Origin of the sequence: Thermohalobaculum xanthum (genome assembly GCF_016623495.1) — a bacterium.
Taxonomy (GTDB): Bacteria; Pseudomonadota; Alphaproteobacteria; order Rhodobacterales; family Rhodobacteraceae; genus Thermohalobaculum; species Thermohalobaculum xanthum.
Map to the genome: position 1 here is coordinate 51,327 of NZ_JAEHHL010000008.1, position 22,672 is coordinate 73,998.

Sequence of the window (22,672 nt, forward strand, 5' to 3'; positions counted from 1 at the left end):
GCGCGACGGCGCGGCGCTTTCGGGTGCGCGGCCTGCGCGTCTCAGTCGCGGTCCGGCCCGCCTCCGCGCATCGCCTCACCCGCCACGATCATCGCGGCCCGCATCGGCGCGGCCATCATGGTCGCCATGACGGCAAAGCCCTGGAGCATGGCCTCGGGCTGACTGAAACTGAAGGGGTCGAGCCCCAGATCGTCCGGCCGGGCCTTGACGCCCGGGGTCGTCGGTCCACACGGCATTTTTTGTCCTGCCCCTTTATGTAAAACATGCGGGTCGATTCTACCCCGCATACCGTTAAACTACTGTCACGAAGGGGTCGCAGTCGAGCACCGTGAAACCGAATTCCGCAATCTCACGAAATTGTGCGGCTGCGAAACGACACTTTCTTATTTCGCAGCCGCCATTCGTCAGCCGAAAAGCTCGTGGCAGAGTTCGAGCGCATCGACCAGCCGGTCGACCTCGTCGGTCGTGTTGTATAGCGCGAAGGACGCCCGGCAGGTCGCCGTGACCCCCAGATGCGCCATCAGCGGCTGGGCGCAGTGGTGCCCGGCGCGCACTGCCACGCCCTTGCGGTCGACCACGGTCGAGATGTCGTGCGGATGCGCGCCCCCGCGCATGGTGAAGGAAAAGATCGCCCCCTTCCCCGCCGAGCGCCCCTGCAGGTCGAGCCAGTTGAGCCCGCCCAGACGCTGGCGCGCATAGTCGCGAAGGATGCGTTCATGCGCGGCCACGTTCTCCATGCCCAGCCCGGTCAGGTAGTCGATCGCCGCGCCGAGGCCGATCTGCTGCACGATGCCGGGCGTGCCGGCCTCGAACTTCATCGGCCCGTCGGCGTATGAGACGTGATCGCGCGTCACCTCGCGGATCATGTCGCCGCCACCCAGGAAGGGGCGCATCTCGGCCTGCCGCTCGCGCCGGGCATAGAGCGCGCCGGACGCCGAGGGGCCGTAGAGCTTGTGGCCCGTGATCGCGTAGAAGTCGCAACCGATCTCGGCCATGTTGACAGGCATGTGGACGGCGGCCTGACTGCCATCGATGACGCTGACGATGCCCCGCTCGCGCGCCGCCTGGCAGATCGTGGCGACATCGACGACCGTGCCCAGGACGTTCGACATGTGCGTGACCGCCACGATCTTGGTGCGCGGCCCGAAGGCATCGATCACCGCCTGCGGGTCAAGCCCGCCGTCGGGATCCGTCTCGACCCATCTGAGCACCGCACCGTGCCGCTCGCGCAGGAAGTGCCAGGGCACGATATTGGCGTGGTGCTCCATGACCGAGAGCACGATCTCGTCGCCGGGCTCGATCCGCGGCTCGGCCCAGCCATACGAGACGAGGTTGAGCCCCATGGTCGATCCGGTGGTGAAGATGATCTCGTCCTCGGCCGCGCCCAGGAAGCGCGCGATCTTGCCCCGCACCGCCTCGTAGTTCTCGGTCGCGAGGTTCGAGAGGTAGTGCAGCCCGCGATGAACGTTGGCGTATTCCTCGGAGTAGGCGCGCGTCACCGCGTCGATCACGGCCTGCGGCTTCTGGGCCGAGGCGCCGTTGTCCAGATAGACCAGATCGACCCCGTTCACCTTGCGCGAAAGGATCGGGAAGTCCTCGCGGACCCGTCCGACGTCGTACATCACCAGACCTCCGCCGGCGTCAGGGCGCCGGCACCATGTTCATGAAGAGTGCGGAGAGCAGGAACAGGACGCCGAGGATGACGCCCATCACGCCCCACGGATTGCTGAAGCCGTGCAGCACGGCCGTGTAGACCGACAGCACCCACAGCCAGACTGCCGCCGCGGCCACCATCAGCCCCAGCAAGGGCGGCGACAGTTCCTTCCCCAGCGCGACGCTGGCCATCCCGATCAGGAAGGGCGGCGACAGCACGGTCGTGACCAGCGTGTGCCACGACACGATCAGGAAGGCCCGCTTGCGCGTTCCCGTGCCCCCGAACAGCCGCCCGATCGCGAAGATCATGAACGACATGAACGCCACCAGGAAGACCTGCAGCAGCAGGTTCAGCATGTGCAGCGTAAGCGGCACATGCCCGATCCCGTCCGGCAGCGGCCGCGCGCCGGGCAGCACGATCTGGATGATCGCCTGCAACACGTAGGCCAGCGCCACGAACAGCAGCGCGGTGTCCAGCCCGAGATCGGCTGACAGCAGCCAGCGCGCCGAGCGCGCCGGCTGAAAGAGGCCCTCGATCATGCGGGCCAGCAAATTGCGGATCACAGGGCCTCCTGCGCGAACTCAGCGTACGTGGTTTGCGTACAGATAGATGCCCAGGATGAGAAGGATAACCGTCAGGACCGAGAAGGTGATGAAGACCGGCGAGGTGTTGCGGAACCGATGCGCCTCGGCCACCGACGCCGAGACGAAGAACACGAAGAACACCATTCCGATCAGATGCGCCGGCAGCGTCACGACCGGCTCGGCCAGGATCGGCACGGCGTGTTCGAGATGCGCGAACAGCGCAACCACCAGCGCGCCCAGCACGCCGATTGGCGCGGCCACCAGTGAGGCCCAGAAGACGCCGGTGCGCGTGTCGCGCCAGCTGCCCTGGCCGCCGAACTGACGGCAGACGAAGGCCACGAGGCCCGAGAACAGGTAGAGTGTCAGCGTCCGAAGGAACAGCGCGACGACCAGCCACAGGCCGACCTCGAGCGGCAATTTCTCGGATGCGCCAGACCCCGGCGAGATCACCAGGGACACGCCACGGTTGAGAAAGAAGATCACGTCCGACAGCAGCACGAAGAACAGAAGACGCGCCTCGCTGGGGTTCTCGCCGATCAGCTGGCGCGTGGCAGCGCGCATGTCGGAGTAGCTGAGCAGCATGCGTCGCCAGAGCGACATGCCCTCGATGCGTTCGTCGTCGCCCCGGATATCCGACAGCCGCACATCGGGCAAATCCGATACGAACGTCCCATCGAGCCTGCGTTCGCTCGTCATCATGGCCAGAGCCCTCCCTCGCTCCGCAACGGAGTACCGAACACGCAAACGCGTACCGAACCGCCGCGGGCATCTCAGACCCTGCCCGCCAAGCCCACCACCGCCACCACCCCGATGGCTGCGAGGCTCACGCAAACGAACACCGGCCAAGCGCGCCGAAACCCATGCACCTCGGCCAGACATATAGAGAGTGCAACCGCATGGGCCACGGATGCAAGACTTTGGATGAAGATTGGGGTCCATCCCCCCTCCTGGGGACTCATTCCAATGGCGAAAGTGGCAGCAAAGCCGATCGGCGCCGCGGCAAGCGCCGACCAGAACACCGCCGCGCGACTCGCTTGCCAGTCGCCGCACCCCCCTGCCGCGCGCATCGCAAGGCCCGCGATTCCTGCCACGCCATAGAGCGCGAGCGTCCGGAACAGGATCGCACCGACGAAGAGTGCCGCGACCCGTGCCGTCAACTCGTCAGGCCCAATTGCCGCCGTGGCAGGGTCGAGCCAAAGGCCCGTGACGTTCGCGAGGAACGCCACGAAGCCCGACAGCATCGCGAGGAAAAGAAGGCGCCCCTCGCTCGGGGCCTCGGCCATGAGCGCGCGCATCGAGCCGCGGATGTCGGCCCAGAAGGTCAGGACACGCAGGGCAAGCGGCTGCCGCGATGATGCCGCGATGTCTGTCATGCCCGGTCCTGGCCTCTCGTCAGCCTCCGCGAAGGCAGGGCCCGATCAGGTCCTGCCGGCCATCCACTTTGCAACCAGAGCGCGCATCCGCTCCTGCATCGCCTCGTCCGCGATCTCGCTGATCGCCTCGTCGACGAAGGCCGCGACCAGCATCGACTCGGCCACCCGCTTCGGCACCCCGCGCGAGCGGAGATAGAAGAGCGCGGTCTCGTCCAGCGCACCGGTGGTCGAGCCATGGCTGCACTTCACGTCGTCGGCATAGATCTCGAGCTCGGGCTTGGCGAGGAACTGCGCCCCCTCCTCCAGAAGGACCGACTGGCTGATCTGGTAGCCATCGGTCTTCTGCGCCCCGGCGCGCACGAAGATCTTGCCCTGGAAGATGCCGCGGGATGCGCCCGCCAGCACGTTCTTGAACACCTGCCGGCTCTCGCCGTGCTCGGCCGAATGGGTGACGAAGACGGTGTTGTCGATATGCGCGTCGCCCTTGCCCAGCACCGCCCCGGCGATGTGGCCCGAGGCATGGTCGCCGACGATGTCGATCACCACCTCGTTGCGGGTGAGCACCCCATCCGCCGTCAGCGTGAAGGTCTTGAATTCTGCCTCCGCGCCGATGCGGGCGAAGACATGCGTCACAGCGGGCGCGCGCTCGCCAGTCTGCACGCGAACATGATGGAACGTCCCGCCATCGGCGACCTCGACCTCCATCACGCTGTTCGTGGGCACGCCCGCCTCCAGCAGCGTCAGCGAGGCCCCGGCCTCGACGCGGATGACGTGGCGCACGAGGCTCGCGCCCTCGCCGATCTGGTCGTACGAGACCAGCACCGGGCGCACCGTCGCGCCATGCGCCTGGATCGCGAGCCCCTCGGTCGCAGCGGCGGTGTTGAGGATGGCGAGCGGACGGCTCACCTTCTCCTGCGCCGCAAGCTCAAGCTGGCCGACGAGTTCGCGCACGATGCTGATGTCCTGCTTCAGCACCTCGCCGAGCGGCGCGATCGCCGCCCCGTCAAGCGCCAGGGGGTCGGAAAGATCAGCCCGCAGCCGGCCATTCACCAGCCGCACCCGCAGGGCGTCGACATCGCCGAAGACAGCGGCGGCCTGTGCCGGCGCCTCGCCCGCCTCGGCGGTCGCGATGGGCGCGGTCAGGCGCGCGGGATCGGTGAAGCGCCAGTACTCGTCGCGCCGGACGGGCGCGCCGGCCTCCAGCAGGCGGCTGCGCGCCGCCGCGCGGCGCTCGCGCACCCAGCCGGCCTCGCCCTCGGGCAGCGCCAAGGCGTGCAGCAGCGCTTCGGCCGCCTTTCTCGTCGCGTCGCTTGCCATCCCGCGCATCCTCACGCCACCGATTTCGCGATGTCGGCATAGCCCTCGGTCTCGACCCGCAGGGCGAGCTCGGGCCCGCCGGTCTCGACGATCCGGCCATCGGCCATGATGTGCACCACGTCGGGCCTGATATGGTCGAGCAGGCGCTGGTAGTGCGTGATCACGAGGAAGCCGCGATCGGGGCTGCGCAGCGCGTTCACGCCGTCCGCAACCAGCCGCATCGCATCGACGTCGAGGCCGGAATCGGTCTCGTCGAGGATGCACAGCCGCGGCTCCAGCATGGCCATCTGCAGGATCTCGTTGCGCTTCTTCTCGCCGCCCGAGAACCCGACATTCACCGATCGCTTGAGCATCTCGTTGTCGATGTTCAGCGCCTTGGCCTTCTCGCGCACCATCTTGAGGAACTCTGGGGCCGAAATCTCGTCCTCGCCGCGCGCCTTGCGCTGCGCGTTCATCGCGGTGCGCAGGAAGGTCATGTTGCCCACGCCGGGCAGCTCGACCGGGTACTGGAACGCCAGGAACATGCCCGCCGCGGCGCGCTCCTCGGCCTCCAGCTCAAGCACGTCCTCGCCGTCGAGCGTCACACTGCCGGCGGTGACCTCGTAACCGTCGCGCCCCGCGAGCACATAGGAAAGCGTCGACTTGCCCGAGCCGTTCGGGCCCATGATCGCGTGCACCTTGCCGGCCTCGACCGTGAGGTCGACGCCCTTGAGGATCTCCTTGCCCTCTTCCTCGAGGGTTACCCTGAGGCCCTTGATCTCCAGCATCCCGTTACCCTTTGTTCTTGCGGCCGTGGCCGCGCGTGTTCCCCGGCGCCCTGCCCGTACGGCAGGTGGCGCCTCAAATCCCTTCCGCCACCACGGCGGTGCCCGAAGCCGACACCATCAGCATCGAGTCGCCGACCACCTCATAGTCGAGATCGACGCCCACCACCGCGTTCGCGCCCAGCCGTGCGGCGCGCTGCTCCAGCTCGCCCAGCGCCGTCTCGCGCGCATCCTGAAGCTTCGATTCATAGGCGCCCGAGCGGCCGCCCACGACATCGGTGATCGACGCGAAGAAATCGCGAAAGACGTTCGCCCCCATGATCGCCTCGCCCACGACGATGCCGCGATAGGCGGTGATGCGGTGGCCTTCCAGCGCTCCCGTCGTCGTGAGGATCATGCGTCACCCCGTTCCGTCCCGACGCGGCGCTCGCGCCGCAGCCGCTCGACCAGCCGCACCCACCCGATCATCAGGCAGCCCCACGCCACGAACAGCATGAGGCTGAAGGCGATCTCGAGCGGGAAGATCAGGCGGCTCGAAAGACCGAGCAGCGCGACCAGCGCCTCGACGGTCTCCTCGTCCTGGATCGCGAGGGCGAAGACCAGCAGATGACCCAGAACCAGCCAGCGCACGCCGTCGTCGCTGCGCAGCCGCGCCGAATGGCCAAGCCCCATCAGGAGACCCTGCCGGTCATGCCCGTCAACGTGTCGTCCGGATCTGTACATCCCTGGCTTCTCCGCCCCCGCGCGCCCGTCAGCCCGCCCTCGTCGAGTGGGCGACCACGCGCTCGATCATCTTCAGGAACATGTCCTCGCCGCCCAGCCCGGTCAGGGTCTCGCCGTTCGAGCGCACCATCTCCCAGCTCTCGCGGCCCAGCGCCTGCACGCGCACGATGCGCGCGCCCTCTTCCGCCGGGAACACGTCGAAGGCGGTCATGTCCTCGTTCGCCGCGACGCTCACCGCGTGGCCGTGCTCGCGCAGATGCTTTTCCGCACTCTCGGCAAGGCTCAGCAACGTCGCTCCTTCCTTGACATCCGTCAGCATGAATTCGTCCTTTCTCGTGGCGGGCCAAATCGGGGACGCCCGCAAACCCCGTTCGGCGGCGGACCGGAATGGCCCGCGCCGGTGATCGCACGCGGAAGCGCGCGGTGTTCAGATCAGCCGACCGACCCTTCGAGGGAGATCGCGACCAGCTTCTGCGCCTCGACCGCGAACTCCATGGGCAGCGCCTGCAACACCTCCTTGCAGAAGCCGTTCACGACCAGCGCGACCGCCTCCTCCTCGTCCATGCCGCGCGAGCGGCAGTAGAAGAGCTGGTCCTCGGCGATTTTCGAGGTGGTGGCCTCGTGCTCGCACCGGGCGGTCGGGTTCTTGACCTCGATGTAGGGCACGGTGTGCGCCCCGCAATCCGAGCCGATCAGCAGGCTGTCGCATTGCGTGTAGTTGCGCGCATTCGCCGCGCGCGGATGCATCGAGACAAGCCCGCGATAGGTGTTCTGCGCGCGCCCCGCCGAGATGCCCTTCGAGACGATCCGGCTTTTCGTGTTGCGACCCAGATGGACCATCTTGGTGCCGGTATCGGCCTGCTGCGCGTTGTTGGTGATGGCGATCGAGTAGAACTCGCCCTGGCTGTCTTCACCGCGCAGGATGCAGGACGGATACTTCCAGGTGATCGCGCTTCCGGTCTCGACCTGGGTCCACATCACCTTCGAGCGCGCGCCCCGGCAGTCGGCCCGCTTGGTCACGAAGTTGTAGATGCCGCCCTTGCCTTCCTCGTCGCCCGGGTACCAGTTCTGCACGGTCGAGTACTTGATCTCGGCGTCTTCCAGCGCCACCAACTCGACCACCGCGGCGTGAAGCTGGTTCTCGTCGCGCTGCGGCGCGGTGCAGCCCTCGAGGTAGCTGACGTAAGCGCCCTTGTCGGCGATGATCAGCGTGCGCTCGAACTGTCCCGTGTTCTCGGCATTGATGCGGAAATAGGTGCTCAGCTCCATCGGGCAGCGCACGCCCTCGGGCACGTAGACGAACGAGCCGTCCGAGAAAACCGCCGAGTTGAGCGTCGCGAAGTAGTTGTCCGAGTTCGGCACGACCGAGCCGAGATACTTCTTCACCAGGTCGGGATGCTCGCGCACCGCCTCCGAGATCGAGCAGAAGATGACGCCGGCCTTGGCCAGCTCGTCCTTGAAGGTCGTGACCACCGAGACCGAGTCGAAGACCGCGTCAACGGCGACTTTGCGCCCCTCGACCGGCGCCGTCTCGGCACCCTCGACACCCGCGAGGATCATCTGCTCCCTGAGCGGGATGCCAAGCTTCTCGTAGGTGCGCAGAAGCTCCGGATCGACCTCATCCAGGCTCTTGGGTTTCTCGCGGAAGCTCTTGGGCTGCGCGTAGTAATACTGTTCCTGGTAGTCGATGGGCGCGATGTTCAGCATCGCCCAGTCGGGCTCCTGCATCTGCGTCCAGCGGCGGAAGCTGTCAAGGCGCCATTCGAGGAGCCACTCGGGCTCCTCCTTCTTGGCCGAGATCAGGCGCACGATGTCCTCGTTCAGCCCCTTCGGCGCGTAGTCCATCTCGATCTCGGAGGCCCAGCCATACTTGTACTTGCCCATCGAGTGGACCGTCTCGATCGTCTCGCGATCGACGCCATCCTTCACATTGGTGTCCAGCGCGGTCATCTCGCCTCCGTCTGCAATTCCTGCGCGGCCCCGGGCCGCGGTTCCTGTGTCATGCCCCATCGCTGGGGTAGCTCTGCGCCCCCGGGCGTCAAGCCCCGGGGCCTCGTTTCGTCTGCCGCCGCCCCCAGGACCTGGTCCGGGGCCGCGGCGCAATTCTCAGGCGGCCCGGCTGGCGCGCCGCCGGCAAAGCGCCTCCCACGCGTCGGCGAAGGCCATCACCTCGGCCTCGGTGGTCGTCGGCCCCATCGAGACGCGGATCGCGCTCGAGGCCGTCACCTCGTCGAAGCCCATGGCCGTCAGCACCCGGCTCGCCTTCCTGACCTTGCCCGAACTGCAGGCACTGCCCGCGCTCACCGCAAAACCCGCGAGGTCAAGCGCGATCACCTGCGTCTCGCCCGCCCATCCCGGCACCGCGAAGCACGAGGTATTGGGCAGCCTCGGCGCCTCGCGCCCGAAGATGATCAGGTCGGGCGCGATGGCCTCGAGGCGTTCCTCGAGCCGGTCACGCAGCTTCTCGACGCGATCCCAGGCCCCGGCGTCGAGATCGCGCTGCGCCGCCTCGGCCGCAGCGCCGAAACCGGCGATACCGATGACGTTCTCGGTGCCGGAGCGGCGGTTCTTCTCCTGGCCGCCGCCTGCCAAGAGCGGTTCAATCTGAATACCAGAGCGAACGATCAAGGCGCCGGCTCCCTTCGGACCACTAATCTTGTGAGAAGAGATCAGTCGAAAGTCCGCAGGGGACTCCAAATCATTCCATGTCGTCCGCTTACCAAAATACTGAACCGCGTCGACAAGCGTGCGAAAACCCGACTCACGACCGTGAAACACGATATTGAATGCGTTCTGCTCCACCCCTGTTTCGCTATTTGCGGACTGAATGCACAGGAGCGCTTCACTCGCCAACGATGCCCCGAGAAATTCTCTCAAGTAGTCGTCGGCGGGTAGGTACCCACCATTGGCAACTGGAATCCTTACAATGGCGGCTGAAGGATGAGCGGCGACCGCCTTCTCGACACAGTCATGCTCAAAGCTGGGAAGCACAATTTGCGACCACCGTCCACGAATAACCGTGCCAGCCCCTTCCGTCGCCCCGCTGGTAAACACCACCTCATCCGGCTCGCAGCCGACCAGCGCCGCGACTTGCTCCCGCGCCTTCTCGACAATCGCGCGGGCCGCCCGGCCCTCGGCGTGAACGCTGGAGGGGTTCCCCACCTCGTCCATCGCGGCCAGCATGGCATCGCGCGCCTCCGGCCTCAGCGGCGCGGTGGCGTTCCAGTCGAGATAGACGCGGCGGCCGTCAAGACCTGTCACGCCGGCGCCTCCTCATCCAGCAGGAAGGCCGAGAAGTCGGGCACCGCGGGGCACGGTGTCAGCTTGTCCCTGATCACGTCGGCAATCGTCACCTTCGAGAGGAACACGTGGACATGAGCCGAGAGCTGTTCCCAGAGGTTGTGGGTCAGGCAGGCCTCCTTCGACTTGCCGCAGCCCATGCCCTCTTCCCACTTGCCGGCGCAGCCCATCGCGTTCAGGCGCTCGTCGACCGCGACCATGATGTCCGAGATCCGCGTCTCGCCCGGCTCCTTGGCCAGCAGGTAGCCGCCACCAGGGCCGCGCACCGATTCGACCAGCCCCGCGCGGCGCAACCGCACGAAAAGCTGCTCGAGATAGGCCAGGCTGATATCCTGCCGGGCCGAGATGTCGGCCAGCGTCACCGGCGAGGGTCCGCCGTTCAGCGCGATATCCGCCAGTGCCGTCACGGCGTAGCGTCCCTTGGTGCTGAGCTTCATCCTTCCGTCCGCCCCGGTCCTGTGGCGGCCGGGCGCCAGGATGGCGTACGACCGCGGTTGCAAGCCCGCGCGACAGGCTCCTGCCACATCCGGCAGTTGACCGCAGGCGCGCAAGTCCCTAACTCGGACAGGCGCCCGTGCACATCGTGTCGCGGCTTCTTTAGAATGTTTCTAGGTTTCCTGACAGAAGAAGTCAAGCAATCGGGAACCCCGCGCGAGGTAAGAGCAGGCATGCCAGAGGTGATCTTCCCGGGGCCGGAGGGCCGGCTCGAAGGGCGCTACCATCCCCAGCCCGAGAAGGACGCGCCGATCGCGCTGATCCTTCATCCCCACCCCCAGTATGGCGGCACGATGAACAACCAGGTGACCTATCACCTGCATTATGCCTTCAAGGACCTCGGCTTCACTGTCCTGCGCTTCAACTTCCGCGGCGTCGGCCGCAGCCAGGGCGAGTTCGACCAGGGCGTCGGCGAGCTGTCGGATGCGGCCGCGGCACTCGACTACCTGCAGGCGCTCAATCCGAATTCCAAGGGCTGCTGGGTCGCGGGTTTCTCGTTCGGCGCCTGGATCGGCATGCAGCTTCTGATGCGCCGGCCCGAGATCTCGGGCTTCGTCTCGGTCGCGCCGCCCGCGAACATGTACGACTTCTCGTTCCTAGCGCCCTGCCCGTCCTCGGGCCTGATCATCAACGGCGAGGCCGACCGCATCGTGCCGATGGTCGAGGTCGAGAAGCTCTCCACCAAGCTCAAGGCGCAGAAGGGCATCACCATCACCCACACCACCGTGCCCGACGCGAACCACTTCTTCGAGAAGGGCATGGAGGAGATGATCGACATCGTGAAGGGCTACGTCCATGCCCGGCTGATCGAGGGCGGGCGCTGAACCGCGCGGTTCGCAACGGCCCCCGTGCATGGTAGCCTGTAAAGCCCAGCGAGGGTGGCGCCTGAAAGGGGCATCACCATGGGCGACAGCGTCTACAAGATCATCGAACTCGTCGGCACAAGCACCGAGTCATGGGAAAAGGCCGCGCGCAGCGCGGTCGAGCGCGCGGCCAAGAGCCTGCGCGATCTGCGTGTCGCCGAAGTGACCGAGCAGGACCTCGTCATCAACGACGGCCGGATCGAGGCCTACCGCTGCAAGGTCAAGGTCTCGTTCAAGTTCGAAGGCAGCTGACGGCGCCGCCGCGCGCAGAGCGCGGACAAAAGCACGTCTCAGGGCTGCGCCAGCCGGCCGCCGCAGACCGGCGCGGCGCAGCCCGTCGTCGCGGGCGCCGAAGTCGGCAGCCCCCGCAGGACCCGCACCGCGAGCCAGGCGAAGGCCTGCGCCTCCAGCATGTCACCGTCCAGCCCGACGGCCTCGACCGGGTCGACCGGCGCGCCAAGCCGCTCGGCCAGCCAGCGCATCATCGTCGCGTTGCGCCGCCCGCCCCCACAGACCAGCCATCGCGTCGGGGGCGAGGGAAAATGCCGCGCGCCCTCTGCCACGGCCTCGACGGTCAGCATGGTCAGGCTGGCCGCCCCGTCCTCGGTCGAGAGCGCGCCGATCCGGTCGAGGACCAGCGCGAACTCGTTGCGGTCGAGCGACTTTGGCGGACGGCGCTCGAAGAACGCGCCGGCCGAGTTGAGGCCGACCGCCATCCAGTCAACCTCGCCCGCCGCAGCCGCGGCGCCGTCGCGGTCCAGCCCCTGCCCCGTGCGCCTCAGCATCCAGTCGTTGATCAGCGCATTGCCGGGCCCGGTGTCGAAGGCCAGCAGCGCGCCCTGCGCCTCGGGCGCTGGCTGCGAGGGATCGACCCAGGTCACGTTGGCGACGCCGCCGATGTTGAGGAAGGCGAGCGGCCGGTCCGCTCCGATCCGGCGCGCCAGCGCGAAATGGTAGAACGGCGCCAGCGGCGCGCCCTCGCCGCCCGCCGCCATGTCGGCCGAGCGAAAGTCCCACACGACCGGCCGGTTGAGTGCCCGCGCGAGCGTCCCGCCGTCGCCCAGTTGCCAGGTCCAGCCCGCCTCCGGGGCATGGGCGACGGTCTGGCCGTGAAAGCCGATTACATCGGGCATCCGTGCTGCGCGCGCGAGCAGCCGGACAACGGCCGCGGCGTGGTTCGCCACGACCTCGCCCTCGGCCTCGGCCAATTCGGTCGCGTGGCCCTCGCCGGCCGGGGGGCGATAGCGGCGCCAGTCGCGGAACACCAGCTCGGTGAAGGTCGTGTCGCCCGGCCGGTAGTCCATCGCGGCCGCGGGACCGAAGGCCTCGATCGTCTCGCCATCGGTCAGGACCATGGCCGCGTCCACCCCGTCCATCGAGGTGCCGCTCATCAGGCCGAGTGACCAGACGGGCCTTCCGCGCGCGACGTCCACCATCCCCTTCCCTTTCCCGCCCCTTGGGCTATAGACAGCGCCCGAGAATAGGAGTGGCCAAGATGACCTACCAGCCGAAATCCGACTTCCTGCACGCCGTCGCCGAGCGCGGCTTCCTGCAGGACTGCACCGATCTCGAGGGCCTCGACGAGGCGCTGCTGGAAGGGCCGCTCACCGCCTATATCGGCTTCGACTGCACCGCGCCCTCGCTGCATGTCGGCCACCTGACCGGCATCATGATGCTGCGCTGGTTCCAGAAGACCGGCCACAACCCGATCGTGCTGATGGGCGGCGGAACAACCAAGATCGGCGATCCGTCGGGCAAGGACGAGGCGCGCCAGCTTCTGACCGATCAGGTCATCGGCGAGAACATGGCCAGCATCCGGCGGGTCTTCACCAGCTACCTCGACTTCGCCGAGGCCGGCGGCAGCGCGGTGATGATCAACAATGCCGACTGGCTGGACGAACTGCGCTACATCCCGTTCCTGCGCGACTACGGCCGGCATTTCACCATCAACCGGATGCTGACCTTCGAATCGGTGAAGCTGCGGCTCGAGCGCGAGCAGCCGCTTACCTTCCTCGAATTCAACTACATGCTCCTGCAGGCCTACGACTTCCTCGAGCTCTACAAGCGCACCGGCTGCCGGCTGCAGATGGGCGGCTCGGACCAGTGGGGCAACATCGTCAACGGCGTCGACCTCACCCGCCGGGTCGAGGGCGTCGAGGTTTTCGGCATGACCGCGCCGCTGCTGACCACCGCCGACGGCAAGAAGATGGGCAAGACGGCGGGCGGCGCCGTGTGGCTCAACGCCGACCAGCTATCCCCTTGGGACTTCTGGCAGTACTGGCGCAACGTGGCTGACGCCGATGTCGGCAAGCTCCTGCGCCGCTTCACCGAGCTGCCGATGGACGAGATCCGGCGCCTTGAGGTGCTCAGGGACCAGGAGATCAACGAGGCCAAGAAGATCCTCGCCACCGAGGTGACCGCCCTCTGCCACGGCCGCGAGGCGGCGGAGGCAGCCGAGCGCACCGCGCGCGAGACTTTCGAGGCCGGCGGTCTCGGCGGCGACCTGCCCGAGATCGCGCTCTCGCCCGCCGATTTCGCCGAAGGGGGGCTCTCGGTCGTGCAGCTCTTCCTGCGCGCGGGCCTTGCGAAATCCGGCAAGGATGCCAAGCGCCTGATCGCCGAGGGCGGCGCGCGCATGGATGACGCTCCGGTCACCGACGCGAGCCTGATGCTGGGGACCGACGCCTTCGCGGCCCCGGTGAAGCTCAGCGCCGGCAAGAAGCGCCACGCCGTCGCTCGACTAAACTGAGCACAGGGATCGCGGCGCCTCCGCACGTCCGCGCCGCATCGCTTGGATGTACGTTGGAGAAGGTGCGTACTGGCATCCGCGAACTCGCCCATGGGGCTAACATGAGCATTGGCAGCACCGTTACCTTGATTGTCTTCGTCGCGCTCATCGTCGCCGTGATCCTCTTAGTACGGCGGCAACGCGACGAGGCCCGACAGCGCAGGCTTTCCCAGACGCATTCCAATGCATGGCGAGGCGGCGGCCATGACGAGCAGGCGCGCATCCGAGACGGCGGCATGGGCAATCATGGCCTCGAGAAATGACCGCTGGACGGACGCTGCTTCTCGGCGATCCCCACCGCGTCCAGTTCCGCCTCGGTCTAGGGCCCCGGTGCGCGCTCCTTCGCTCGCAACGCGCCCTTTCGCGGGACTGCCTGGCTGACCGGCTGCCGGTCGATCGGGAACTGCCCTTTCTGTGACATCTTGCTCATTGATCGCTCGAACTTCATCGGGCCGGAGCCTGGTTTGGCGCTCTTATCGAACCGGCATCGCCGTCTCGACCAGCTTCGCCCAGTAGGAGCACCCCACCGGGATCACCTCGTCGTTGAAGTCATAGGCCGGGTGATGCACCCCCGCGGTGTCGCCGTTGCCGGTGAAGATCATCGCCCCGGGCCGGGCCTCCAGCATGAACGAGAAGTCCTCGGCGCCCATCAGTGGCGCGACCTCGCGATCGACCTGCCCCTCGCCCGCGACCGAGGCGGCGACGTCGGCGGCGAAGGCCGCCTCGGCCCCGGTGTTCACGGTCACGGGATAGTTGCGGCGATACTCAAGCCGCGCCTGCGCCCCGAACGCCCGCGCAGTGTGATCGACGATGGTGGCGATGCGCTCCTCGACCTGGTCCTGGACCTGCCGCGACAGGGTGCGCACCGTCCCCTTCAGCGTCACCGTCTGGGGGATGACGTTGAAGGCGTCGCCCGCGGTGTGCAACGAGCAGATCGAGACCACCGCCGATTCGAGCGGATCGACCGTGCGCGCGACCACCGATTGCAGCGCGGTCATCATGTGCGCGGCCACCAGCGTCGTGTCGATGCAGCAATGTGGCCGCGCCGCGTGGCCGCCCAGCCCCTCGATCTCGATCTCGACATGGTCGGCCGCCGCCATCAGCGGGCCCGGGCGGATCGCGAACTGGCCCACCGGCAGGCCCGGCATGTTGTGCATGCCGAACACCTGCTGAACGCCGAAGCGGTCGAGCATCCCGTCATTGACCATCTCGCGCCCGCCGCCGCCGCCTTCTTCGGCGGGCTGGAAGATCACCGCCACGGCGCCATCGAAATTGCGGGTGTCGGCCAGATACTTCGCCGCGCCCAGCAGCATGGCGGTGTGCCCGTCATGGCCGCAGGCATGCATCTTTCCCGGGATGGTCGAGGCATGCGGCAGCCCCGTCGCCTCCATGATCGGCAGGGCGTCCATGTCCGCCCGCAACCCCACCACGCGGCCCGAGCCGGTCTCGCGCCCGCGGATCAGGCCGACGACGCCGGTGCGCCCGATCCCCTCGGCCACCTCGTCGCAGCCGAAGGCGCGCAGCTTCTCGGCGACGATCCCGGCAGTGCGCTGGACGTCGAACATCAGCTCGGGGTGGGCATGGATGTCGCGCCGCCACTCGGTGATCTCGGGGTGCAGGTCGGCAAATCTGTTAACGATGGGCATCTCGCTCTCCAATCAGGTCAGGCTGCAAGTCGGTCGATCAGCCGGCGCATGAAGCTCTCGCCTGCCTCGAACTGCTCGATGGTGATGTACTCGTCGGGCTGGTGGGCCTGCGCGATCGAGCCCGGCCCCACGATGCAGGCGGAATAGCCGCCCTGCTGGAACTGTCCCGCCTCGGTCCCATAGGACACGACATGCTCGGCATTGTCGCCGATCAGCGCGCGCGCCAGCGCCTCGGCCATGCCGCCCTGTTCGCGCTGGCAGCCCGGGACGTGGTGCTTGCGGGTGATCTCGATGCCGGCTCCCGGACAGACGGCCTGCATCCCGGCCTCGACCGCGTCGGCCTGCGCGCGGTAGCGCGCGATCCAGTCGTCGACGCTCTCCTCGGGCAGCACGCGGAAATCGCTGACGAACCGGCATTCCTTCGCGGTGATGTTGCGCGCCGTCCCGCCCGAGACCATGCCGACATGCAGGGTCGTGTAGTTGGGGTCGAACAGGCACGCCGGATCGGCGGCGGCTGCGTTGGCCGCGGTCTGCTCGGCATGCCACGCGATCAGCCGGGCCGCCGACATCACCGCCGAGACGCCGCGCGGCGCAAGGCTCGAATGCACCTCGAAGCCGTGGACGACCGTGTCGATGCCGACGCTGCCCTTGTGCTGGGTGACCACCTGCATCTCGGTCGGCTCGCCGACCAGCACGGCCTCGGCCGGCGGCAGGCTTCGCGCCATCTCGGCAACCATCAGCGGCGCGCCGAGGCAGCCCACCTCCTCGTCATAGGACAGCGCGATCTGGATCGGGCGCTTCAGCCCCGCCGCAAGCATCTCGGGCACCAGCGCCAGCGCCAGCGCGTCGAAGCCCTTCATGTCGACCGCCCCGCGCCCGAACAGCTTGCCGTCGCGCTCGGTCAGGGTGAAGGGGTCGGTGCTCCAGTCCTGGCCGTCCACCGGCACCACGTCGGTGTGCCCCGACAGCACGACCCCGCCGGGAACCTCGGGACCGACCAGGGCGTAGAGATTGGCCTTGGTGCCGTCCGGGCTGGGCACGAGCCGGCTCTCGACGCCATGCGAGGCCAGGTAGCTGCGGACGAAGTCGATCAGTTCGAGATTGCTGTCGCGCGAGACGGTGGGAAACGCCACCAGGCGCGCCAGCATTTCCTTCGGTGTCAGTCTCGCGCCCATGTCCTGTTTCCCCTTCTCTCGGCGCGCTCATCCTGCGGCCTGCGGCGGCCGCGTCAAGAGACCGGCGCAGGCCAATCGACACTAAAGTGTTGCACTTGGCCGAAACGCTCGTTCAACTCTGCGAACCACACTCTCGACAGGAGCCCCGGATCGGATGAACTCCGCCCCCGTACTCGAAGTCGATGGCCTCAAGACGGTATTCGGCACGCGCGCGCTCGCGATCCATGCCGTCAACGATGTCAGCTTCTCGCTCCGCGAGGGCGAGCTTCTGGGCGTCGTGGGCGAAAGCGGCTCGGGCAAGTCGGTCACGATGATGTCATTGCTGCGCCTGTTGCCCAGCCCGCCGGCGCGGATCGAAGCTGGCCGGGTCATGTTCGAGGGTCAGGATCTTGTGCAGCTGGACGACGCCGGACTGCGCCGCGTGCGCGGCCGCGGGATCGGGTTCGTCTTCCAGGATCCGATGACCTCGCTCAACCCGGTATTCACTGTCGGCTTCCAGTTGATGGAGCCGCTGCGCACGCATCTGGGGCTCGATCGCAAGGCCGCCCGCAAACGGGCGGCCGAATTGCTTGCACTGGTCGGCATCCCCTCGCCCGAGGCCCGGCTCGACGACTACCCGCACCAGTTCTCGGGCGGCATGCGCCAGCGCGTGATGATCGCCATCGCGCTGGCCTGCGACCCCAAGGTGCTGATCGCGGATGAGCCCACCACCGCGCTCGACGTCACCATCCAGGCCCAGATCCTCGAACTGGTGAAGGACCTGCGGCGCAAGCTCGGCATGGCCGTGGTCTGGATCACCCATGACCTGGGCGTGGTCGCGGGCATCGCCGACCGCGTGATCGTGATGTATGCCGGCCAGGTGGTCGAACGCGCCGAGGTCGAGGCGCTCTACGAGAACCCCACCCACCCCTACACCCGTGCCCTGATGGAGACGCTGCCCGGCGTCGACGGCGCGCGCGGCCAGCGGCTTCGGACGATCGCCGGACAGCCGCCGATCCTGACCGCGCCGCCGGCCGCCTGCCCGTTCGCGGCCCGATGCGCCCATGTGCACGACCGCTGCCGCGAGGCCAACCCGCCTCTCTTCGAGGTCGTCCCGGGCCACGCCGCCGCCTGCTGGCTCGCGAGCCCCGAGAGCGGAGCCCGGAATGTCCTTTGACCACGCACAGCCGCGCGAGACCCTGGTTTCCGTCAGCGGACTGAGCGTGCATTTCCCGATCTATGCGGGCCTGATCCGGCGCCAGGTCGGCACGGTGCGCGCGGTCGACGGCGTGACCTTCGACGTGGCGCGGGGCGAGACGCTGGGCCTCGTGGGCGAATCGGGCTGCGGCAAGTCCACCACCGGGCGCGCCATCCTGCGGCTGGTCGAGGCCACCTCGGGCAAGATCCTGATGGCGGGCCAGGACATCGCCAGCCTCGGCGCCGAGCCGCTGCGGCGCATGCGGCCGCGCATGCAGATGATCTTTCAGGACCCGCATGCCTCGCTCAATCCGCGCATGACCGTCGGCTCGATCATCGCCGAGCCGCTGACCGAGCACGGCACCCTGCGCGGCCGCGCCCGCCAGCGCCGGGTCGAGGAGTTGCTCGACGCCGTGGGCCTCAACCCCGACTTCGCGAACCGCTATCCGCACGAATTCTCCGGTGGCCAGCGCCAGCGCATCGGCATCGCCCGCGCGCTGGCGCTCGATCCCGACTTCATCGTCTGCGACGAGCCCATCGCCGCGCTCGACGTCTCGATCCAGGCACAGGTCGTCAACCTGCTCGAGGAGCTCCAGGAACGCCTCGGCCTCACCTACCTCTTCATCAGCCACGATCTGAGCATGGTGCGCCACATCGCCGACCGGGTGGCGGTGATGTATCTGGGCAAGATCATCGAGCTCGCGACGCGCGACGCACTCTATGACGCGCCCAAGCACCCCTACACACAGGCGCTGCTCTCGGCCGTGCCGATCCCCAACCCCAGGGTCGAGGCGACGCGCCGGCACATCATCCTCAAGGGCGACGTGCCAAGCCCCGCCAACCCGCCCTCGGGCTGCCGCTTCCGCACGCGCTGCCCGATCGCCGAGGCACGCTGCGCGGCCGAGGAGCCCGCATGGCGCAAGCTCGAGGATGGCAGGCACGTCGCCTGCCATTTCGCCACCTGACGGCGCCCGGTGCGCCGCCCGGCAAATGGAAACCGCAGCAGAGGGAGGACAGACACCAGACGACCAAGGGCAAGTGCCGAAACGAGCACGCAATGCTTACGCGAATAACAGGGAATTGATCATGACACCGCTTCGACGCCTACTGGTGGCCAGCGTGGCCTGCGCCGCCCTGACCGCCACCGCCGCCCAAGCCCAGCGCGGCGCGGACGGCCAGCTCAACATCATCTACTGGCAGGCACCCTCGACGATGAACCCGTTCCTGTCGGGCGGGACCAAGGAGGTCGAGGCCTCCTCGATGGTGCTCGAGCCGCTGGCAAGCTACGACAACGACGGCAACATCGTGCCGCGGCTCGCGGTCCAACTGCCGACCGTCGAAAATCGTGGCGTCTCGCCCGATCTCAAGACCATCACCTGGGATCTCAAGCCCGGCATTAAATGGTCTGACGGGACCGACTTCACCGCCGAGGACGCCGTCTTCACGTGGAAATACTGCACCGCGCCTGACGGCGGTTGCGCGCAGGCGTCGTATTTCGAGGGCGTCGCCAACATGGAGGCGGTCGACGCGCTGACGCTGAAGATCACCTTCGACGAGCCCAAGCCCTTCCCCTACACCGCGCTGGTCGGCGCCGAGTCGCCGATCATCCAGAAGAAGCAGTTCGAGAACTGCATGGGCGCCAAGGCCCCCGAATGCACCGCCCAGAACTTCAACCCGATCGGCACGGGCCCCTTTGTCGTCAAGGAGTTCCGGGCGAACGACGTGATCACGCTCGAGGCCAACCCGAACTACCGCGAGGCCGACAAGCCGCGCTTCCAGACGGTGCTGTTCAAGGGCGGCGGCGACGCGGCCTCGGCGGCGCGCTCGGTGCTCGAGACGGGCGAGTTCGACTACGCCTGGAACCTGCAGATCGAGCCCGAGGTGCTGACCCGGATGGAAGCCGCGGGCAAGGGCAAGGTCGTGAGCGCATTCGCCACGTCGGTCGAGCGCATCCTGATGAACTTCACCAATCCCGACCCCGCGCTGGGGCCGGACGACCGCTCGGTCTACAAGGCCGATGGCTCGAACCCGCACCCGATCCTGAACGACGTTCGCGTGCGCAAGGCGCTGTCGATGGCGATCGACCGCCCGCTGCTGACCGAGATCGGCTACGGCCGCACCGGGCGGCCGGTCTGCAACGTGCTTCCCGGACCGGAGCAATACGCCTCGACCGCCAATGACGGCTGCCTCGTGCAGGACATCGAGGGTGCCAAGAAGCTGCTCGACGAGGCCGGCTGGGTGCCAGGCGCGGACGGGGTGCGGGTGAAGGACGGGCGGCGGCTCTCGCTGCTCTACCAGACCTCGACCAACTCGGTGCGCCAGTCGTTCCAGTCGCTGATCAAGCAGTGGTGGGCCGAACTCGGCGTCGAGACCGAGCTTCGCAACATCTCGGCCAGCGTGTTCTTCGGCGGCGATCCGGCAAGCCCGGACACCTTCCAGAAGTTCTACTCGGACGTCGAGATGTACACGAACAACTTCTCGGGCGTGGACCCCGAGGCCTACATGGCCCAGTGGCGCTGCGACGACATTCCGGGACCCTCGACCCAGTGGCAGGGCTCGAACATCAACCGCTACTGCAACCCGGAATACGACGCCCTGACCGTGCAGATGTCGAAGACGGCCGATCTCAACGAGCGCGCCGAGCTGGCCAAGAAGATGAACGATGTGCTGATGCAGGACTACGTGCTGCTGCCGCTCATCTACCGCTCGGGCACCTCGGCGCACAGCAACACGCTGGGCGGCGTTCGCATGAACGACTGGGACAGCGAGCTGTGGAACATCGCTGACTGGCACCGCGTGAAGTGACCATCTGCGGCGGCCCCCGCACGGGGGCCGCCCCTCACCCTCCGGGGAGCCGCCGATGGCCCGCTATGCCTTGCGCCGCCTGCTGATCGCGATCCCGACGCTGCTGGCGATCAGTTTCATCATCTTCGCTCTGCTGGATCTTGCGCCCAGCGACCCGACGGCGAACCTTCCGCTCACCATCCCGCCCGAGGTGCGCGAGAAGATCCGCCTCTCGCTCGGCATGGGCGAGCCCTTCGTGGTGCGCTACTTCAAGTGGCTCGAGCAGTTCATGGTCAACGAGCCGCTCAACGTGCTTGAGCAATGGACCGGCTGGACCATTGGCGACAGCGAGAACCGGCTGCGGGTGCTGTCGTGGGCCACGCGCTCGCCTGTCGTCGACCTGATCGTCGAGCGCCTGCCCCAGACCCTCTGGGTCGTCGGCATGTCCTACGTGATCGCCGTGGTGATCGCGGTGCCGATCGGGGTGATCTCGGCCTACCGGCAGTATTCGCTGTTCGACCAGATCGGGACCTTCATCTCGATGCTGGGCTTCTCGATCCCGACCTTCTTCACGGGCCTCCTGCTGATCGTGATCTTCTCGGTCTGGCTCGGCTGGCTGCCCTCGATCTACGACACCACGCACGTAGTCCGCGACTGGGACAGCTTCGTCTTCCAGGTCAAGCAGATGATCATGCCGACCATGGTGCTGGCGCTGGCCAATGCCAGCCAGATCAGCCGCTTCATGCGCGCCTCGATGCTCGACAACCTCACGCAGGACTATGTGCGCACCGCCCGCGCCAAGGGCCTGCGCGAGCGCGTGGTGGTGCTGACCCATGTGCTGCGCAACAGCCTGATCCCGGTCGTCACGGTGATCGCACTGGGCGTGCCCACGATCTTCGGCGGCGCCATCATCACCGAGCAGATCTTCCGGGTGAACGGGATCGGCCAGCTGCTGATCATCGGCATCGAGGGCGCAGACATCCCGCTGGTCCAGACCCTGACCTTCATCTTCGCGATCCTGATCGTGCTCTTCAACCTGATCGCCGACCTGATCTACGGCATGCTCGACCCGAGGATCCGCTATGACTGAAGCGACGCTCGCCGAACAGGGGATGAAGGCGCACCACTCGCTGTGGGGCGATGTCTGGCGCCAGTTCCGCGCCCATCGCGGCGCCATGGCGGGCAGCGCCGTCTTCCTCTTCATCGTGCTCGGGGTGACGGTCGGGCCCTACATCCACTCGATCGATCCGCAGTATCTGGACATGCGCGCGCGGAATGCGGGGATCAGCTGGGCGCATCCCTTCGGCACCGACAATGTCGGGCGTGACATGCTGGCCCAGGTGATGGCCGGCGGGCGGGTATCACTCGCGGTGGGCTTCGCGGCGATGCTGGTCTCGATCGTGATCGGCGCGCTGGTGGGAGTGCTCGCCGGCTACCTGCGCCGCCTCGACGGGCCGCTGATGCGGCTAACCGACCTCTTCCTCGCGCTGCCCATCCTGCCGCTGCTGCTGGTGATCCTGCTGCTCTTCCGCGACACGCTGCGCTCGCTCTTCGGGCCCGAGGCCGGCATCTTCCTGCTGATCGTCTTCGTGATCGGCATCACCTCGTGGATGCAGACCGCGCGCATCGTCCGTGGCGAGGTGCTGGCCCTGAAGGAGCGTGAATTCGTGCTCGCGGCCAAGAGCATCGGCACCCGCGGCCATCGCATCATCACCCGTCACCTTCTGCCCAACGTGCTCTCGCCGATCATGGTCTCGGCCACCATCGGCATCGCCAACGCGATCATCACGGAAAGCGCGCTTTCCTTCCTCGGCCTCGGCTTCCCGCCAGACTTCCCGACCTGGGGGCGGCTGCTCTATGACGGCAAGGACTTCATGACCCTGACGCCCGAGCGCGTGATCTGGCCAGGGCTGGCGATCTCGCTCACGGTGCTCAGCGTGAACTTCATCGGCGACGGCCTGCGCGACGCGCTCGATCCCCGCATCCGCGGGCGCTGAGCGGGCTCAGATCGCCGGCTTCGTCAGCATCAG

25 protein-coding genes are annotated in these 22,672 nt (G+C 67.4%); 9 read left to right on the forward strand and 16 right to left on the reverse strand.

Going from position 1 to position 22,672, the window contains the following annotated elements:
* Positions 1 to 41: 41 nt before the first annotated feature.
* The 13 genes from H0I76_RS13505 to H0I76_RS13565 all read right to left on the reverse strand — a co-directional run bounded on the left by H0I76_RS13505 (position 42) and on the right by H0I76_RS13565 (position 10,152).
* Positions 42 to 236 carry a hypothetical protein gene (locus H0I76_RS13505; protein WP_200610691.1) on the reverse strand — a complete coding sequence of 65 codons (195 nt, stop codon included), beginning with the start codon at positions 234 to 236 and terminating at the stop codon, positions 42 to 44.
* Between the two features lie 168 nt (positions 237 to 404).
* The gene (locus H0I76_RS13510) at positions 405 to 1,622 is read right to left on the reverse strand and encodes a cysteine desulfurase (protein WP_200610692.1); all 1,218 of its coding nucleotides are present in this window, start codon (positions 1,620 to 1,622) and stop codon (positions 405 to 407) included.
* 19 nt (positions 1,623 to 1,641) lie between these two features.
* The gene (locus H0I76_RS13515; protein WP_200610693.1) at positions 1,642 to 2,217 is read right to left on the reverse strand and encodes a hypothetical protein; all 576 of its coding nucleotides are present in this window, start codon (positions 2,215 to 2,217) and stop codon (positions 1,642 to 1,644) included.
* Positions 2,218 to 2,235: 18 nt separating this feature from the next.
* Positions 2,236 to 2,937: a Yip1 family protein gene (locus tag H0I76_RS13520; RefSeq protein WP_200610694.1), complete on the reverse strand. Its 702-nt coding sequence runs from the start codon at positions 2,935 to 2,937 to the stop codon at positions 2,236 to 2,238.
* A 71-nt stretch (positions 2,938 to 3,008) separates the two neighbouring features.
* The gene (locus H0I76_RS13525; protein ID WP_200610696.1) at positions 3,009 to 3,611 is read right to left on the reverse strand and encodes a hypothetical protein; all 603 of its coding nucleotides are present in this window, start codon (positions 3,609 to 3,611) and stop codon (positions 3,009 to 3,011) included.
* 45 nt (positions 3,612 to 3,656) lie between these two features.
* Positions 3,657 to 4,928 carry a SufB/SufD family protein gene (locus H0I76_RS13530; RefSeq protein WP_200610699.1) on the reverse strand — a complete coding sequence of 424 codons (1,272 nt, stop codon included), beginning with the start codon at positions 4,926 to 4,928 and terminating at the stop codon, positions 3,657 to 3,659.
* A gap of 11 nt (positions 4,929 to 4,939) precedes the next feature.
* The gene (gene sufC, locus H0I76_RS13535; protein WP_200610702.1) at positions 4,940 to 5,695 is read right to left on the reverse strand and encodes a Fe-S cluster assembly ATPase SufC; all 756 of its coding nucleotides are present in this window, start codon (positions 5,693 to 5,695) and stop codon (positions 4,940 to 4,942) included.
* 73 nt (positions 5,696 to 5,768) lie between these two features.
* Positions 5,769 to 6,089 (reverse strand): heavy metal-binding domain-containing protein, encoded by a 321-nt coding sequence (locus H0I76_RS13540; RefSeq protein WP_200610705.1) that lies wholly within the window; start codon positions 6,087 to 6,089, stop codon positions 5,769 to 5,771.
* A complete protein-coding gene (locus H0I76_RS13545) occupies positions 6,086 to 6,415 on the reverse strand; it encodes a hypothetical protein (protein WP_200610707.1) in 330 nt (109 codons plus the stop codon). Before H0I76_RS13545 ends, H0I76_RS13540 begins: the two co-directional genes overlap by 4 nt.
* 28 nt (positions 6,416 to 6,443) lie before the next feature.
* Positions 6,444 to 6,734: a hypothetical protein gene (locus H0I76_RS13550; protein WP_200610710.1), complete on the reverse strand. Its 291-nt coding sequence runs from the start codon at positions 6,732 to 6,734 to the stop codon at positions 6,444 to 6,446.
* A 113-nt stretch (positions 6,735 to 6,847) separates the two neighbouring features.
* On the reverse strand, positions 6,848 to 8,365 hold the full coding sequence (sufB, locus tag H0I76_RS13555; protein ID WP_200610713.1) for a Fe-S cluster assembly protein SufB: 1,518 nt from the start codon (positions 8,363 to 8,365) through the stop codon (positions 6,848 to 6,850).
* A 156-nt stretch (positions 8,366 to 8,521) separates the two neighbouring features.
* The gene (locus H0I76_RS13560) at positions 8,522 to 9,676 is read right to left on the reverse strand and encodes a cysteine desulfurase family protein (protein ID WP_200610716.1); all 1,155 of its coding nucleotides are present in this window, start codon (positions 9,674 to 9,676) and stop codon (positions 8,522 to 8,524) included.
* Positions 9,673 to 10,152, reverse strand: a complete 480-nt coding sequence (locus H0I76_RS13565; protein WP_200610730.1) for an Rrf2 family transcriptional regulator — start codon at positions 10,150 to 10,152, stop codon at positions 9,673 to 9,675. Before H0I76_RS13565 ends, H0I76_RS13560 begins: the two co-directional genes overlap by 4 nt.
* 231 nt (positions 10,153 to 10,383) lie before the next feature.
* Between H0I76_RS13565 and H0I76_RS13570 the strand changes: the two genes are divergently transcribed.
* The gene (locus H0I76_RS13570; protein ID WP_200610731.1) at positions 10,384 to 11,034 is read left to right on the forward strand and encodes an alpha/beta hydrolase; all 651 of its coding nucleotides are present in this window, start codon (positions 10,384 to 10,386) and stop codon (positions 11,032 to 11,034) included.
* A 78-nt stretch (positions 11,035 to 11,112) separates the two neighbouring features.
* Entirely contained in the window at positions 11,113 to 11,325 is a 213-nt protein-coding gene (locus tag H0I76_RS13575; protein WP_200610732.1) for a dodecin family protein, read from the forward strand.
* Between the two features lie 38 nt (positions 11,326 to 11,363).
* Here the strand turns inward: H0I76_RS13575 and H0I76_RS13580 are convergent, their stop codons facing one another.
* A complete protein-coding gene (locus H0I76_RS13580) occupies positions 11,364 to 12,509 on the reverse strand; it encodes an anhydro-N-acetylmuramic acid kinase (protein WP_200610733.1) in 1,146 nt (381 codons plus the stop codon).
* A 59-nt stretch (positions 12,510 to 12,568) separates the two neighbouring features.
* Between H0I76_RS13580 and tyrS the strand changes: the two genes are divergently transcribed.
* Both tyrS and H0I76_RS13590 read left to right on the forward strand, forming a co-directional pair.
* Positions 12,569 to 13,822 (forward strand): tyrosine--tRNA ligase, encoded by a 1,254-nt coding sequence (gene tyrS, locus H0I76_RS13585; RefSeq protein ID WP_200610734.1) that lies wholly within the window; start codon positions 12,569 to 12,571, stop codon positions 13,820 to 13,822.
* 101 nt (positions 13,823 to 13,923) lie between these two features.
* Positions 13,924 to 14,124 (forward strand): hypothetical protein, encoded by a 201-nt coding sequence (locus tag H0I76_RS13590; protein WP_200610735.1) that lies wholly within the window; start codon positions 13,924 to 13,926, stop codon positions 14,122 to 14,124.
* Between the two features lie 210 nt (positions 14,125 to 14,334).
* On the opposite strand, the gene H0I76_RS13595 is transcribed toward H0I76_RS13590, so the two are convergent.
* Both H0I76_RS13595 and argE read right to left on the reverse strand, forming a co-directional pair.
* Positions 14,335 to 15,507 (reverse strand): M20 aminoacylase family protein, encoded by a 1,173-nt coding sequence (locus H0I76_RS13595; RefSeq protein ID WP_200610737.1) that lies wholly within the window; start codon positions 15,505 to 15,507, stop codon positions 14,335 to 14,337.
* A 17-nt stretch (positions 15,508 to 15,524) separates the two neighbouring features.
* Positions 15,525 to 16,682 (reverse strand): acetylornithine deacetylase, encoded by a 1,158-nt coding sequence (argE, locus tag H0I76_RS13600; protein WP_200610740.1) that lies wholly within the window; start codon positions 16,680 to 16,682, stop codon positions 15,525 to 15,527.
* 154 nt (positions 16,683 to 16,836) lie between these two features.
* Here argE and H0I76_RS13605 point away from each other — a divergent pair, with 154 nt between their 5' ends.
* The 5 genes from H0I76_RS13605 (at position 16,837) to H0I76_RS13625 (ending at position 22,639) form a co-directional block, all read left to right on the forward strand.
* Positions 16,837 to 17,838 carry an ABC transporter ATP-binding protein gene (locus H0I76_RS13605; protein ID WP_200610742.1) on the forward strand — a complete coding sequence of 334 codons (1,002 nt, stop codon included), beginning with the start codon at positions 16,837 to 16,839 and terminating at the stop codon, positions 17,836 to 17,838.
* Entirely contained in the window at positions 17,828 to 18,823 is a 996-nt protein-coding gene (locus H0I76_RS13610) for an ABC transporter ATP-binding protein (protein ID WP_200610753.1), read from the forward strand. The genes H0I76_RS13605 and H0I76_RS13610 overlap by 11 nt, the downstream gene beginning before the upstream one ends.
* 121 nt (positions 18,824 to 18,944) lie before the next feature.
* The gene (locus H0I76_RS13615) at positions 18,945 to 20,663 is read left to right on the forward strand and encodes a peptide ABC transporter substrate-binding protein (protein WP_200610754.1); all 1,719 of its coding nucleotides are present in this window, start codon (positions 18,945 to 18,947) and stop codon (positions 20,661 to 20,663) included.
* A 55-nt stretch (positions 20,664 to 20,718) separates the two neighbouring features.
* Positions 20,719 to 21,732, forward strand: a complete 1,014-nt coding sequence (locus H0I76_RS13620; protein WP_200610755.1) for an ABC transporter permease — start codon at positions 20,719 to 20,721, stop codon at positions 21,730 to 21,732.
* Positions 21,725 to 22,639 (forward strand): ABC transporter permease, encoded by a 915-nt coding sequence (locus tag H0I76_RS13625; RefSeq protein WP_200610759.1) that lies wholly within the window; start codon positions 21,725 to 21,727, stop codon positions 22,637 to 22,639. Before H0I76_RS13620 ends, H0I76_RS13625 begins: the two co-directional genes overlap by 8 nt.
* Positions 22,640 to 22,672 lie beyond the last annotated feature (33 nt).

What these genes read in the sequence shown, in the direction of transcription:
- H0I76_RS13505 (WP_200610691.1), bottom strand. Translation starts at nt 236, where the DNA reads ATGCCGTGTGGACCGACGACCCCGGGCGTCAAGGCCCGGCCGGACGAT.
- H0I76_RS13510 (WP_200610692.1), bottom strand. Translation starts at nt 1,622, where the DNA reads ATGTACGACGTCGGACGGGTCCGCGAGGACTTCCCGATCCTTTCGCGC.
- H0I76_RS13520 (WP_200610694.1), bottom strand. Translation starts at nt 2,937, where the DNA reads ATGATGACGAGCGAACGCAGGCTCGATGGGACGTTCGTATCGGATTTG.
- H0I76_RS13525 (WP_200610696.1), bottom strand. Translation starts at nt 3,611, where the DNA reads ATGACAGACATCGCGGCATCATCGCGGCAGCCGCTTGCCCTGCGTGTC.
- H0I76_RS13530 (WP_200610699.1), bottom strand. Translation starts at nt 4,928, where the DNA reads ATGGCAAGCGACGCGACGAGAAAGGCGGCCGAAGCGCTGCTGCACGCC.
- sufC (WP_200610702.1), bottom strand. Translation starts at nt 5,695, where the DNA reads ATGCTGGAGATCAAGGGCCTCAGGGTAACCCTCGAGGAAGAGGGCAAG.
- H0I76_RS13540 (WP_200610705.1), bottom strand. Translation starts at nt 6,089, where the DNA reads ATGATCCTCACGACGACGGGAGCGCTGGAAGGCCACCGCATCACCGCC.
- H0I76_RS13545 (WP_200610707.1), bottom strand. Translation starts at nt 6,415, where the DNA reads ATGTACAGATCCGGACGACACGTTGACGGGCATGACCGGCAGGGTCTC.
- H0I76_RS13550 (WP_200610710.1), bottom strand. Translation starts at nt 6,734, where the DNA reads ATGCTGACGGATGTCAAGGAAGGAGCGACGTTGCTGAGCCTTGCCGAG.
- sufB (WP_200610713.1), bottom strand. Translation starts at nt 8,365, where the DNA reads ATGACCGCGCTGGACACCAATGTGAAGGATGGCGTCGATCGCGAGACG.
- H0I76_RS13565 (WP_200610730.1), bottom strand. Translation starts at nt 10,152, where the DNA reads ATGAAGCTCAGCACCAAGGGACGCTACGCCGTGACGGCACTGGCGGAT.
- H0I76_RS13570 (WP_200610731.1), top strand. Translation starts at nt 10,384, where the DNA reads ATGCCAGAGGTGATCTTCCCGGGGCCGGAGGGCCGGCTCGAAGGGCGC.
- H0I76_RS13575 (WP_200610732.1), top strand. Translation starts at nt 11,113, where the DNA reads ATGGGCGACAGCGTCTACAAGATCATCGAACTCGTCGGCACAAGCACC.
- H0I76_RS13580 (WP_200610733.1), bottom strand. Translation starts at nt 12,509, where the DNA reads ATGGTGGACGTCGCGCGCGGAAGGCCCGTCTGGTCACTCGGCCTGATG.
- tyrS (WP_200610734.1), top strand. Translation starts at nt 12,569, where the DNA reads ATGACCTACCAGCCGAAATCCGACTTCCTGCACGCCGTCGCCGAGCGC.
- H0I76_RS13590 (WP_200610735.1), top strand. Translation starts at nt 13,924, where the DNA reads ATGAGCATTGGCAGCACCGTTACCTTGATTGTCTTCGTCGCGCTCATC.
- H0I76_RS13595 (WP_200610737.1), bottom strand. Translation starts at nt 15,507, where the DNA reads ATGCCCATCGTTAACAGATTTGCCGACCTGCACCCCGAGATCACCGAG.
- argE (WP_200610740.1), bottom strand. Translation starts at nt 16,682, where the DNA reads ATGGGCGCGAGACTGACACCGAAGGAAATGCTGGCGCGCCTGGTGGCG.
- H0I76_RS13605 (WP_200610742.1), top strand. Translation starts at nt 16,837, where the DNA reads ATGAACTCCGCCCCCGTACTCGAAGTCGATGGCCTCAAGACGGTATTC.
- H0I76_RS13610 (WP_200610753.1), top strand. Translation starts at nt 17,828, where the DNA reads ATGTCCTTTGACCACGCACAGCCGCGCGAGACCCTGGTTTCCGTCAGC.
- H0I76_RS13615 (WP_200610754.1), top strand. Translation starts at nt 18,945, where the DNA reads ATGACACCGCTTCGACGCCTACTGGTGGCCAGCGTGGCCTGCGCCGCC.
- H0I76_RS13620 (WP_200610755.1), top strand. Translation starts at nt 20,719, where the DNA reads ATGGCCCGCTATGCCTTGCGCCGCCTGCTGATCGCGATCCCGACGCTG.
- H0I76_RS13625 (WP_200610759.1), top strand. Translation starts at nt 21,725, where the DNA reads ATGACTGAAGCGACGCTCGCCGAACAGGGGATGAAGGCGCACCACTCG.